We start from the raw sequence: 12,142 nt of genomic DNA, 5'->3' as shown, positions 1-12,142 counted from the left end.
CCATAGTCATCACGAGATGCACGGTTCGCCGGGAGTGCTTCAGGCGGTGAGCGCGAAGGACGGCTCGGCGCGCCGCGCCAGCGGTGCGAGCCCGAGCGTCATGAGGATCCCCGCGACGGGCAGCAGATCGAGCCCGCCGAACGGGGTGAGCACCCCGAGCACCACGCACCCGGCCGCCCACGCGGGCAGCCTCACGAGCGCCGCGAGATGGCACGCGGCGACCAGGAGGCCCACGTAGAAGAGCAGCGGACCCGCGACATAGACGGCGAGTTCGACCCCCGGCACGTCCTTGACCGCCGCGAACATCGGGGACATCGCCGCGTGGTCGGCGGCGCGCGCGCCCACCACGAGGTCGATCACGAACTGGGCAATCGAGCACGCGACGCCGACGAGCGCCGCCCCGGCCGTCAGGGTGGCGAGGGCCCCGCCCCCGGCCCTGCGCCGCATCTCCCAGAGCGCCACGGCGAACAGCGCGAGCGCCGCGAGGAAGGCGAGGTGCCCGCCCGTCCAGGCGAGGCCCGGCCCCCGCTCCCCGTCCCACCCGTCCACCAGCCGGACGGCCCCGTAGACCACGGTGAGCGCGGGCGCGGCCACGAACACCCACCGGCCTCCACGATGCGTGCCGCTGTGTCGAACTTTGTCGTTCCGCGTGTTGTTTGCGTTGTTCATGTCGTTGATCCTCGTCGCGCGCCCCCTTCGCGCACATCGCCGACGCGACCCATTCGCGGCGTCACCCGCACGACGGACGTCCCGGGCTTGCCCCGGACAAGAACACGTTCTAGTTTCGCGTCATGGACGACACCCTGGCCCGTCTCGCGGCAGTCGAGGACATCAAGCGGCTCAAGTACCGCTACCTGCGCACCCTCGACCTGAAGCGGTGGGACGAGTTCGCCGAGACCCTCGCCCCCGACGCCACGGCCGACTACGGCTCCCACGCCGGCGGCACGCCGCTGCGCTTCGCGGGCCGCGACGCGATCGTCGGCTACCTGAGCGGCGCGCTCGGCCCCGACATCACGACGGTCCACGTCTGCCACCACCCCGAGATCACCGTCGACGGGGACACCGCGCAGGCGACCTGGTGCCTTGAGGACACCGTCCTCGCCACGCCGTTCCGCACGCTCATCCGAGGTGCCGCCTACTACACCGACACCTACCGCCGTGACGCCGCCGCCTGGCGCATCTCGCACACCTCCTACACGCGCCTGTACGAGGCGACCATCCCGTACACCGACCTCCCCAACCTCCACCTGACGACGCCCGAGGGGTCGTGAGCCGTCACAGGAGGGCGTACATGCGGATGGCTATGGCGTGCGGGCCTGCGTCGCGCGCAAGGCCGACGAAGACCATGCGCGTCAGCCAGAGGTGGGGTGCGGCGTCGGTACGGAAGACCGGTGAGGTCCGGTAGTAGACGCCGGGAGCGGACGTCTTGAGGGGTCCGTCCTGCTGGGCGGGGGCCGTGGGGTCGTCCTCGTGGTAGTAGCCGCGGTTGGCGATGTCGATGACGGCTCCGTCGTCGGCCTGCAGGAGGTAGCGGGCGTCGAGCTCGCAGACCGTGCCCCGGGTGCTCGACCAGTCGCCGCCGCCGGGCAGGACAGCGCCGTTGAGGAGGGGGCCGGTGACCTTGCCGCCGGTGATGGGGGTGAACTCGGTGCGTTCGCCGGTGCCGTGGCCGATGTGCAGGGTCGGGGCGAGGTCCACGTGGATCTCGAAGGCGAAGCGCAGGGCGGGGACGTCGGTCATGGGGAGCTCCTTGGAAGGAGGCGGCGGGCGGGTGCGTGACGCCCGCCGCCGGGGCGGTCAGGAAGGGCCGATGAGGAGGCGGCTCGGGGAGTCGCCGCCCAGGGTGACCGTGCGCGGGGACGGGGTGCCCGGGAGCGCGGACCACGGGTCGACGCCCGGCGGGGCCTCGGGGACGTGGTCGGGGAAGTCGCTGCTGGTGAGGTCGAGCGCGAGGCGGTGGCCCGCGCGGAGGCGGTAGGCGACCTCGAGGAGGTCGACGCGGACTTCGGTGCGGTCGGTCTGTTCGGCGATCCTGATCTGGCCCTTGGTGATGAGGCGCGCGTCGCCGTCGGGGGCCTGGTCGAGCAGCCTGACGTGCAGGTGGGCTCCTGCGGGCGCGGAGAGCCTCGCGTGAAGGGCGACGGGGCCGAGGAGGTCGGTGTCGTGGTCGGCGGCCTCGCCGGTGAAGCGCAGGACGTCCTGGCGCTCGGCCGTCGCGCGCAGGTCGGCGCGGTCCTTGAGCGCGGCGAACGGGTTGGCCCCCGGCGACGGGACCAGGTCGGCCGGATCGTGCGTCCAGCGGAGTTCCCGTTCCTCAGCGCGCTCCCCGGCAGCCTCCTTGACGAGCCCTGCGGCCGGAGTCAGTACGTACGCCAAGGCATCCGCGGAAGGAGGAGGCCACTGTGAGGCCGTCAGCCGCTCGCCGTGGCAGACCTCGTAGGAGACGCGCGGATACTCCGCCATACGGTCGCCGAGGACGGCGTCGAAGAAGGCGAGCGCGGGATCGAGGTAGCGGGGAAGCAGCCTGACGAGTGCGTCGGGCGAGGTCGTGTGGTCGTCTTCGGGGGCGATGGGCGCGTCGGCGAGGCGGTAGTTCTCGTGGTCGATGGCCTCCATGCGCAGGTGCAGGCGGGACGCCCAGCGTGGGTGCGCCGCGAGGGCGCGCACGTCGTGCCACGACCAGAGCGCGCAGTTGTCGAACCAGCCGATCGTGTAGAGCGCGGGGATAGGCGGGGCCTCGAGCAGCGCCTTCAGCGGCGGCGGCACGAACGGCGACGGCCCGGCGAACTCGGCGTCGAAGTTGGCCGAGCGTTTCCCGATCGCCGCGTAGAACGCCTCGAACTCCGCGCGCAGCGGCCGGACCGACCAGTCGGGTTCCCACTCGTATCCGTCGTTGTCCACATAATGTGCGGCGAAGTAGACCTTGCGGGCGGTCTGTTCGACTTCGCGGGTGCCGTCGCCGTAGTCGAGGACCGTCGAGAGCTGTGAGCCGGTGAGCCGTGGCGCGATCGCCTTGAGCGCGGGATGCGCGCCAACGGCCGCCGCGATCGTGGTGTAGCCGTAGTAGGAGTCACCCCACATCACCACGTTTCCGTCACACCAGTCACGTCCGGCGATCCAGGCGATGGTGTCGTGGCCGTCATCGGGCTCGTGCAGGCCGAACTCGGTCGCGCCCTCCGAGCGGTACTTGCCGCGCACGTCCTGCACGACGACGTGGTAGCCGCGCGCCCGGAAATACCTGGCGATCTCCGGCATGAAGCAGTATGCGCCGTTCTTGTCGTACGGCAGCCGCACAAGGATGACGGGCCTCGGCTCGTCGCCTTCGACGCGGTAGAGGTCGGCGGCGAGCCTGACCCCGTCGCGCATCGGGATCGTCAGGGCTGCGGCGTCGGACGGTGCCGGGGCGGGACCGGCCTTCTGCACGGTGGGCACGTGGCCTCCAAGGGTCGGGGGTTCGCTTTCATGGCGCGGCGCGTTTCACCGGCGCTGCCGCGTGATCTGCCGCGTCGAGCGCGCGGCGGTCGCGCGCGACCCGCTCGAGGTCCCAGCCGGGGCCGGGGATCGAGTCGAGCAGCAGCCGCGTGTACGGGTGCGCGGGGGCGCGCAGGATCTCCTCGGTCGGTCCGCTCTCCACGACCCTGCCGTGCCGCATGACAAGGGCCGTCTCGGTGACGTGCCTGACGACGGCGAGGTCGTGGCTGACGAACACGTAGGCGATCCCTGCGTCCCTGCGCAGGTCGGCGAGCAGGCCGAGGATCTGGGCCTGGATGGAGACGTCGAGGGCGGCGACCGCCTCGTCGAGGACGAGGACGCGCGGGGTGATGCCCAGCGCGCGGGCGATCGCGGCGCGCTGCCGCTGCCCTCCGGAAAGGTCGCGCGGAAGCGCGCCGCCCAGCCGCGCGCTGAGTCCGACCTGTTCCAGCAGTTCGGATACGCGCGCGCGGTGGTCGGTTCCGGGGGCGTGCAGGCGCAGCGGCTCGGCGATCGACTGGGCGATGGTGAGGCGCGGGTCGAACGAGCCGTGCGGGTCCTGGAAGATCATCTGGAGGCGGCGCGCCTGCCAGCGCCTGTCGCGCCGGGACCGCGCGTCGAGGACGCGTCCGTCGAGCTCGACGGTGCCCGAGGTGGGCGTCTCGAGGCCGGCGAGGATGCGTGCCGTGGTCGTCTTGCCCGAGCCGGATTCGCCGACGATCCCGAGAGAGTGGCCGGGCGGCAGCTCGAAGCCGACTCCGTCGACGGCGGTGAATCCGCCGAACCGCTTCACCAGGGACGTCACGCGCAGGACGGGTCCGGTCATCTTCCCGTTCCTTCCGGGTCGAGGCATGCCACGAGGGACAGTCCGTGGGCGATGGCGGCGGGCACGTCGGCCGCGCAGGCGTCGGCGGCCTTCGGGCAGCGGTCGCGGAACGCGCAGCCCGTCGGGGCCTCGGCCAGCGCGCGGGGGCGTCCGGCGATGGCCCGCAGTTCGGCGCGTTCTCCGCGCACCGAAGGGCTCGCCTCCAGCAGCGCCCGCGTGTACGGGTGGCCGGGAGCGCCGAACAGCGCGGCCCCCGGGGCCTCCTCGACGGTCCGGCCCGCGTACATGACGTACACGCGGTCGCAGATCGCGGCGGCCAGATCGAGGTCGTGCGTCACGAACACCATGCCGGTGCCGTGCTCGCGCTGGAGGCCGCGCAGCAGCGCGACGACCTCGGCCTGGGTGGTGACGTCCAGGGCCGTGGTGGGCTCGTCGGCGAGCAGGAGCGCGGGTTCGGTGGCCAGGGCCCCGGCGATGACGACGCGTTGCAGCATCCCGCCGGAGAACTCGTGCGGGAACCTGCGCAGCGCGCCGCGCGGGTCGCGGATGCCGACCCGTTCCAGCAGGTCGAGCGCGCGCGCTTCGGCGGCGCGCCTTGGCACGCCGCGGGCCCGCAGCCCCTCGGTGAGGTAGTCCCCGATCCTGCGGACGGGGTTGAGCGCGGCCCTCGGGTCCTGGAACACCATCGAGGCGCGGGTGCGGCGGATCTCCCGCAGCGCGCGGGGCGAGGCAGTCAGCACCTGCTCGCCCGCGACCGCGACCGAACCCGACGCCCTCGCCCCGCGCGGCAGCATCCCGAGGGCCGAGCGCACGGTCAGCGACTTGCCCGACCCCGACTCCCCCACCAGCCCGACGGTCTCGCCGCGCGCCACCCGCAGCGTCACATCGGCGAGCAGCGGCGTCCCGCGCACCGCGAGGGACAGCCCGGCGATCTCCAGCACCGTGTCGGTCTTGTCGGTCTTGTCGGGATTCACCCCTTCACCTCCTGACGGCGCGCCACCGAGGCGCTGATGTGCTCGCCGAGCACGTTGACGCTGACCACCGTCAGCAGGACGGCGACGCCGGGGACGATCGCGCTCCACGGCGAGCCCTGGAGGATCGCGCCGCGCGCCTGGTTGATCATCGAGCCCCAGTCGGCGTTCGGCGGCTGGACGCCAAGGCCCAGGTAGGACAGCGAGGCGAGGTCGACGAGCGCGTAACCGAAGCCGAGCGCGCTCTGGGCGGCGAGGAGGGGCGCGATGTTCGGCAGCAGGTGCCTTAGCGTCACCGTGAGCTCGCCGAAGCCCATGACCCGGTACGCCTCCACGTACGGCCGCGCGCCTTCCTGGAGTGCCGCGCCGCGCACGATCCGGCCGATGAACGGCGTATAGGAGACCGCGAGCGCGCAGATCGGGGCGAGCAGCCCGGGTCCGGCGACCGCGACGACGAGCATCGCAAGCAGCAGGCTCGGGAACGCGAAGACAACGTCCATCGAGCGGGAGACGACGGCGTCGGCCCAGCCGCCCGCGCGGGCCGCGAGCAGGCCGAGCGCGGTGCCGAGCACCCCCGACAGCAGCACCACGCCGAGCGGTGCCAGCAGCGACAGCCGCGCCCCGTACAGGAGGCGGGACAGCACGTCGCGTCCGGTGGAGTCAGCGCCGAGCCAGTATCCGGACGTTCCGGGCGGCGCGAGCGACGCTGAAAGGCTCGTCGCGTCCGGCGAGTGCGGGGCGAGGACCGGCGCGAACAGCGCGGCGCAGGCCGCGAGACCGAGGAGGCCGAGCGCGCACCGCACGGTGAGCCGTCCCCGCTTTCGCGGACGGGTGCGCCGCGCGCGCAGCGCCGGGATGGTGAGCGTCATGCGTCGGCCCTGCCTGCCTTGACTCGGGGGTCGATGAGCGGGACCAGGAGGTCCACCAGGGTGTTGACCGCGACGAACAGCACGACGGCGATCAGCGCGACGCCCTGCACGACGGGGAAGTCACGGCGCGACACCGACGCGACGAGCAGCGAGCCGACCCCGTCGAGGCCGAACGCGCTCTCCACGACGGCGGTGCCGACGAACAGACCCGCCACGAGGACGCCAGCGACCGTGAGGAGCGGCGTGAGGGCGTTGCGGACCACGTGCCGCCGGATCACCGCCGAGCGGCCCACGCCCCGGCTGAGGGCCGTCTCGACGTGTTCACGGCCCATCGCCTCGGCGAGCGCGGCGTGCCCGACACGGGCCAGGACGCCGAACGCGGCCAGCGCCATCGCGACGGCCGGCAGGGTGAGGTGCCAGAGCCGGTCGAGCAGGCTCCCTGAGCCGGCGCCCGTCGCGGGGAACCAGCCGAGCCCCACGGCGAACACCGACAGCAGGATGATCGCCGCGACGAACGGCGGCGTCGCGGTGGTGACCGCCGCGGCGACGCCCGCCGCGCGGTTCACCGCGCCGCCCTTGACCGCGGCGGCGAGCGCCGCGCCGAACCCGAGCACCACGGCGAGCGTGGCCGCGTAGGCCAGGAGCAGGCCCGACACCTTCAGCCGCGCGCCGATGAGCGCGGACACGTCGGTCTGGTAGGTGAGCGAGGTGCCGAGGTCGAGCCGGAGCGCGCCGCCCGCCCAGGACAGGTAGCCCTGGACGAACCCCCGGTCCAGACCGAGCCGCTGGCGCAGCGCCTCGATCTGGTCCGGGGTCAGCCGCCGTCCGGCCGACAGCGTGAGCACCGGGTCGCCTGGCACGAGGCGCAGCGCCCCGTAGATGACGACCGAGGCGACGAGGACGGTCAGGAGCGCGCCCGCGGCGCGTCCGCCGATCCGGCGGCCGAGCGAGCCCTTCATGTCAGACGCCGCCCAGGGATGCCGCCCAAGGGGTGTTCACGTACGTCTGGCGCGGGACGAGCCCGGTCAGGCTGTCGCTGTAGAACACCCGCACGTACTGGGTCGCGATCGGGATGTTGGCGAGGTCGGCGGCCATGACGCCCTGTGCCTTGGCGACGAGCGCCGCGCGGGCCGCCGGGTCCTCGGTGGCGATCGCCTGGAAGATCGCGGCGTCGTAGTCGGCGTTGGCGTAGCCGCCGAAGTTGTAAAAGTGGCCGGTCGTGAAGAACTGGTAGTAGGCGAGCGGCTCAGGGAAGTCCAGGTAGCCCGACGAGAGGAGCAGGTCGATGCCTTCGCGCGCGGTGGGCGCGATGAACACCGCGCCGAACTGCTCGGCGGTGAGCGGGCGCAGCTCGATCGTCATCCCGGCCTGGGCCGCGGCGTCGGCGATCGCGGTGGCGATCCTGCTCTCCTCGTCGATCGCCGTGGTGTAGGCGAGGACGATCTTCTCCTTGGCCTTCGGCGTCTTGTCGACGAGTTCCTTGGCCTTGGCGAGGTCCTGCGACGGCTCGGGCAGCTTGTCGTACTCGGCCTTGAAGACGTCGGCGGCGTAGCCCCACGCCTCCGGCGGGACCAGCGCGCGCAGCGGCTGCGCGGTGCCCTGGTAGACCGAGTCGAGGACGCCCCGGTAGTCGATCAGCGCCTGGAGGGCCTGACGTGTCGCGGGCTCGGCGAGCGCGCCCTTGGCGTTCAGCACCGACAGGAACGTCGGGGCGAGGCTCGGGCCGAACAGCAGGTTGCCCTTGCCCTTGAGCTGGGACTCGGCCGCGAGCGGGATGCTGAACTGGCCGTCGACGTCGCCACTGGCCAGGGCCGCGGTCTGCGCGGAAGGGTCGGTGATGAAGGTGAAGCGAATGTCCTTCACCTTCGGCGCGGCCCCGTTCCACCACGCGTCGTTACGGGTGACGGTGACGTCCTGGCCCTGCGTCCACTTGTCGAGCTTGTAGGGGCCCGTGCACATCAGGCCGCCGGAAGCCGACCCGAAGGCGCGGCCCGCCTTCTCGGCGAACTCCTTCTGCACGACGAAGAACGCGGGCATCGCGAAGAAGTTCGGGACGACGGCGTCGGGACGCTTCAGCCGGACCGTGATCTCGCGGTCGCCGGTCGCCCGGATGTCGCGCAGGTTCGCCGCCCACCCGATCCACGACGAGCCGAGCGCGGGGTCGAGGATGCGGTTCACGCTGAACAGCACGTCCTCGGGCGTCACCGGGTCGCCGTTCCAGAACTTCGCGTCCGCGCGCAGGGACAGCACGTAGGTGAGCGGGTCGGGGTGCTCGACGCCGGTGGCCAGCGCGGGCTGCGGCGTGTAGTCGGGACCGAGGGTGAACAGGCCCTCGCACAGGTTCCCGGTGATCGTGCTGACCGACTCGATGCCCGACTGCGCGGGATCGAGCGTCGGCGGCTCCCCGGCGGGGACGTTCCACGTCAGCGACGCGACCTCCCGCGTGGGGGCCGGAACAGCCGTGGTGATAGCGTGATCGGCGGTCTTCTTGTCGGCGTCGCCGCCGGAACAGGCCGCCAGCGCGGACGCGCCGAGCGCGACCACGACAAGGGCGTGCAGGGGACGCCGGGCGCGGAAACGCACGGCGGGCAGGGCGAATGGCATGGCGAGGGGACCCTTCGAGCTGGGACGGGTCAACGGGGGGACACGCGCGGTTGGCAGGCGCGCGGAAACCGGCAAACCACCCGACACCGGAACGCTGTCCACGGCGATTCCCGAGCACGCGTGACGAGCACACGACAATGCCCGGCCAGGCGGCCAAAGCCGATCAAGATCACAACAAATGCGCCAAAGCGCACCACGAAATCAACACACCGCCTCACTCCGAGGCGACAGTTCGCGACAACAAACGCGCCGAGATTCCAACGCGTTCACTAACGCCCGTGGCGATACATCCCGGTCCGCACAAACGGCCGGGCGACTTCTCACGGCGGCCCCCGCGCGACTCCAAGTCGGCGTAGCACAGAAATCCCAAACTTCGACATAAGTTCCCCTTCTTCTCAATTCGGCCGCTCGCGTCGCGGACCCAGCTGGACCACCTCCCCCAACCCCACAGCCTCGGCCGCGTCGCGGCCGTGCGTCGCGGTCGCGGGTTGCGGTCGTGCGTTGTGGTCGCGGGCTGCGGGTCGCGGGTTGCGGTCGTGGGCGAGGCCGAGCCGTTCCAGAACCCGGGTCCTTGCCCCTGGGCGGGGGCGGGTTAGTTTTTTGGGGCGGTCAGGAGGACGTTGACGAGGCGGTCTACGAGGGGGCCGATGCGTTCGGTGGGCCAGCCCTGGGGGTCCTCGAGGCTGGAGAGGTAGAAGCCGCGCAGGACGAGGTGCAGGATGTCGGCGGTGAAGGCGGCGTCGGACGCGCCGGCGGCCTCGGCGGCGGCGGCAAGGCCGTCGTGGGCCTGGCGGGCGTCCTGGCGGAGCAGCGCGACGGCGTCGGAGTCCGGCTCGCTGCGGCCGAGGATCTCCATGAACAGCCTGCGCAGCACCGCGTCGTCGCCGGTCGTCGAGCAGGCCCAGCGGACCATGACGGCGAGCCGTTCCTGTTCGGACGCGCCCGCGACGACCCCCTCGGTCTCGGCGTCCCAAGCGGTCAGAGCGTGTTCGACCGCGTTGCGCAGCAGGTCCTCGCGGGTCGGCAGGTAGTTCGTGACAAGCGTGGTCGACCCGCCGATCCGCTTGGCGACCGCGCGGATGCTGACGGCGTCGATGCCGCCCGTCGCGACGAGGTCGAGGGTTGCCTCGGCGATCGTCGCCAGGCGCTGGGTGAGGTCGATCTCCATCGGCATGGCGACACGGTAACCAACACACCGACAGAAATACAACACCGTTGTACATCGCTGTTGCATCACGTACTCTCCCCACCATGCCGTGCGGACCCCGCCCCGCGCCGCCGTCACTTCGGCATGGGCCCGCGGGGTTCGCCTACGATCGACTTGGAGAAGGCATGGAACTGTGGCAGCTGTCCGCGACCGAGCTCGCAGCGGGGATCCGCGACCGGGAGTTCTCGTCCGTCGAGGCCGTGCGGTCCTTCCTCGGGCGGATCGAGGCGGTCAACCCCGCCCTGAACGCGCTCGTCGAGGTCCTACCGGACGACGCCCTCGAGGCCGCGCGACACGCCGACCAGGCGGTCGCGGCAGGGGCCGAGCTCGGCCCGCTTCACGGCGTCCCGGTGAACACCAAGATCAACACCTCTGAGCGCGGCAAGCTCGCCAGCCACGGCCTCACCATCGCGGCGCAGGCCAGGGCCACCGGAGACGCCGCGTGCGTGGCGGGGCTGCGCGCGTCCGGCGCGGTGTTCCTCGGCCGCAGCAACGCCCCGGCCTTCTCGATGCGCTGGTTCTCCAGCAATGACCCGCACGGACGCACCCTCAACCCGTGGGACGCCTCCCGCACGCCCGGCGGCTCAAGCGGGGGCGCGGCCGCCGCCGTCGCCGCGGGCATGGCCCCGATCGGGCAGGGCAACGACATCGCCGGCTCGATCCGCTTCCCCGCCGCGTGCTGCGGCGTCGTCGGCATCCGGCCCACGGTCGGCCTGGTCTCCGGCTGGGAGCCGCCCGGCGGCCCCGAGCTCGAGGGCCCCCTGACGTTCCAGACCTGGGCCGTGCACGGACCGATCGCCAAGACCGTCGCCGACGCCGGGCTCGCGCTCGCCGCCATGGCGGGCCCCGACCTGCGCGACCCGTTCGGCATCCCCGCCCTGCCCTCCCCCCTTTACGCCGAGGGCCCGGTCCGGATCGGCGTCGTGCGTGACGTCGGGCTCGCCAAGTCCCACCCGTCGGTCGAGGCGGCGCTCGACCTCGCGGCGCGCCGGCTCGCCGACGCGGGCCACACCGTCGAGGAGATCGACGTGCCGCTCCTCGGCGAGGCCGCCCGGCTCTGGTCGCTGCTGCTCATGGAGGACCTGAAGCCGCTCGCCCCGGGCATGCGGGAGATCGGCGACGAGGCCACCCGCCGCAACCTCGCCTTCGGCTTCGAGGCCGCCGCCGAGCTGTGGGGCGAGGTCGGCGTCACCGACTACATCCAGGGCTGGGCCCGCCGCGCCACGCTCATCACCCGTCTCCAGGAACTCCTCACCGGCGGGGACCGCCCCACCCTCCTGCTCACCCCCGTCTGCGCCGAACCCCCCTTCGAGCAGGACGCCGACATCATCGACCCGGCCCGCGCCCGCTCCCTCTTCTCCGCCATGTGGCCCATGACCTCGGTCCCCGTCCTCGGCTTCCCCGCCATAACCCTCCCCGTCACCGTCACCGACGGCCTCCCCCTGTCCATCCAGCTCATCGCCCCCCGCTTCGCCGACCCCCTCCTCCTCACCACAGCCGCCACCCTCGAATCCAGCACCCCCACCCTCACCCCACCCCTCCCCTCCTAACCCACCCCTCCTCCCCACACCCCACCCACACACCCCTCCCCCCGCCCGTCCCCGCGCGCCCACCCCCGCGCACCCTCGCCGCGCGCCCACCCCTGCGCACCCTCCCCACGCACCCTCGCCGCGTGCCCCTCGACCGCACCCCTTCCCCTTTCCGCCCCTAACCCGCACCCCCTCCCCCGGGCACCCCGCCCCCGCACGCCCGGTTCCTGCACACCCGATGCCCGCACACCCAGTGCTCGCGCGCCCCGCGCCCGCACACCCCTCCTTCCCGGGCACCCCGCCCCCGCACGCCCGGTTCCTGCACACCCGGTGCTCGCGCGCCCCGCGCCCGCGCACCCCTCCTCCCCGCCCTTCCCGGGCACCCCCGCCCCCGCACGCCCCTCGCCCGCACGCCCAACGCCTCCCCCGCACGCCCAACGCCCGCACCCGCACCCGCACCGCGCGCCCGCCCCTCACCCATACGCCTTTCCTCCGCACCCCCTTCCTCCGCACCCCCTTCACCCGCACGCCCAGCGCCCTCACCCATACGCCCTTCCTCCTCGCGCCCTTCCTCCCTCCCTCGCTCCGGTCCTTTCAAAGGATCGGAGCGCTCCGGGAGGGAGTTGGCGGCGCGGGAGGAGTCGGGGTGCAGGGGGAGTTGGGGT

11 protein-coding genes are annotated in these 12,142 nt (G+C 72.7%); 2 read left to right on the top strand and 9 right to left on the bottom strand.

Going from position 1 to position 12,142, the window contains the following annotated elements:
* Positions 1-39: 39 nt before the first annotated feature.
* Positions 40-600, bottom strand: coding sequence for a hypothetical protein (locus R9X44_RS16445; RefSeq protein ID WP_319815040.1), 561 nt, complete (start codon positions 598-600; stop codon positions 40-42).
* A gap of 191 nt (positions 601-791) precedes the next feature.
* Here R9X44_RS16445 and R9X44_RS16440 point away from each other — a divergent pair, with 191 nt between their 5' ends.
* Positions 792-1,271, top strand: a complete 480-nt coding sequence (locus R9X44_RS16440) for a nuclear transport factor 2 family protein (protein ID WP_319815039.1) — start codon at positions 792-794, stop codon at positions 1,269-1,271.
* Between the two features lie 4 nt (positions 1,272-1,275).
* Here the strand turns inward: R9X44_RS16440 and R9X44_RS16435 are convergent, their stop codons facing one another.
* From R9X44_RS16435 to R9X44_RS16400, 8 genes are all read right to left on the bottom strand, one after another.
* Positions 1,276-1,740 carry a DUF3237 domain-containing protein gene (locus R9X44_RS16435; protein ID WP_319815038.1) on the bottom strand — a complete coding sequence of 155 codons (465 nt, stop codon included), beginning with the start codon at positions 1,738-1,740 and terminating at the stop codon, positions 1,276-1,278.
* Positions 1,741-1,797: 57 nt separating this feature from the next.
* Positions 1,798-3,432: a CocE/NonD family hydrolase gene (locus R9X44_RS16430; RefSeq protein WP_319815037.1), complete on the bottom strand. Its 1,635-nt coding sequence runs from the start codon at positions 3,430-3,432 to the stop codon at positions 1,798-1,800.
* 28 nt (positions 3,433-3,460) lie between these two features.
* Positions 3,461-4,297: an ABC transporter ATP-binding protein gene (locus R9X44_RS16425; RefSeq protein WP_319815036.1), complete on the bottom strand. Its 837-nt coding sequence runs from the start codon at positions 4,295-4,297 to the stop codon at positions 3,461-3,463.
* Positions 4,294-5,271, bottom strand: coding sequence for an ABC transporter ATP-binding protein (locus tag R9X44_RS16420; RefSeq protein ID WP_319815035.1), 978 nt, complete (start codon positions 5,269-5,271; stop codon positions 4,294-4,296). The genes R9X44_RS16425 and R9X44_RS16420 overlap by 4 nt, the downstream gene beginning before the upstream one ends.
* A complete protein-coding gene (locus tag R9X44_RS16415; protein ID WP_319815034.1) occupies positions 5,268-6,137 on the bottom strand; it encodes an ABC transporter permease in 870 nt (289 codons plus the stop codon). The genes R9X44_RS16420 and R9X44_RS16415 overlap by 4 nt, the downstream gene beginning before the upstream one ends.
* Positions 6,134-7,096 carry an ABC transporter permease gene (locus tag R9X44_RS16410; protein ID WP_319815033.1) on the bottom strand — a complete coding sequence of 321 codons (963 nt, stop codon included), beginning with the start codon at positions 7,094-7,096 and terminating at the stop codon, positions 6,134-6,136. The genes R9X44_RS16415 and R9X44_RS16410 overlap by 4 nt, the downstream gene beginning before the upstream one ends.
* Position 7,097: 1 nt before the next feature.
* Positions 7,098-8,741 carry an ABC transporter substrate-binding protein gene (locus tag R9X44_RS16405; protein WP_319815032.1) on the bottom strand — a complete coding sequence of 548 codons (1,644 nt, stop codon included), beginning with the start codon at positions 8,739-8,741 and terminating at the stop codon, positions 7,098-7,100.
* Between the two features lie 592 nt (positions 8,742-9,333).
* Positions 9,334-9,915: a TetR/AcrR family transcriptional regulator gene (locus R9X44_RS16400; protein ID WP_319815031.1), complete on the bottom strand. Its 582-nt coding sequence runs from the start codon at positions 9,913-9,915 to the stop codon at positions 9,334-9,336.
* Between the two features lie 158 nt (positions 9,916-10,073).
* Between R9X44_RS16400 and R9X44_RS16395 the strand changes: the two genes are divergently transcribed.
* On the top strand, positions 10,074-11,498 hold the full coding sequence (locus R9X44_RS16395; RefSeq protein WP_319815030.1) for an amidase: 1,425 nt from the start codon (positions 10,074-10,076) through the stop codon (positions 11,496-11,498).
* Positions 11,499-12,142: the final 644 nt, after the last annotated feature.

The sequence above is a fragment of the Actinocorallia sp. A-T 12471 genome (assembly GCF_033875155.1).
Taxonomy (GTDB): domain Bacteria; phylum Actinomycetota; class Actinomycetes; order Streptosporangiales; family Streptosporangiaceae; genus Actinocorallia.
The sequence above is the reverse complement of the archived record's forward strand: the minus strand, read 5'-3'. Positions and strand labels throughout refer to the sequence as shown.

Excerpts from the sequence above, each read along its gene's own strand:
- R9X44_RS16440 (WP_319815039.1), top strand. The coding sequence starts at position 792 with ATGGACGACACCCTGGCCCGTCTCGCGGCAGTCGAGGACATCAAGCGG.
- R9X44_RS16405 (WP_319815032.1), bottom strand. The coding sequence starts at position 8,741 with ATGCCATTCGCCCTGCCCGCCGTGCGTTTCCGCGCCCGGCGTCCCCTG.
- R9X44_RS16435 (WP_319815038.1), bottom strand. The coding sequence starts at position 1,740 with ATGACCGACGTCCCCGCCCTGCGCTTCGCCTTCGAGATCCACGTGGAC.
- R9X44_RS16410 (WP_319815033.1), bottom strand. The coding sequence starts at position 7,096 with ATGAAGGGCTCGCTCGGCCGCCGGATCGGCGGACGCGCCGCGGGCGCG.
- R9X44_RS16415 (WP_319815034.1), bottom strand. The coding sequence starts at position 6,137 with ATGACGCTCACCATCCCGGCGCTGCGCGCGCGGCGCACCCGTCCGCGA.
- R9X44_RS16400 (WP_319815031.1), bottom strand. The coding sequence starts at position 9,915 with ATGCCGATGGAGATCGACCTCACCCAGCGCCTGGCGACGATCGCCGAG.
- R9X44_RS16395 (WP_319815030.1), top strand. The coding sequence starts at position 10,074 with ATGGAACTGTGGCAGCTGTCCGCGACCGAGCTCGCAGCGGGGATCCGC.
- R9X44_RS16425 (WP_319815036.1), bottom strand. The coding sequence starts at position 4,297 with ATGACCGGACCCGTCCTGCGCGTGACGTCCCTGGTGAAGCGGTTCGGC.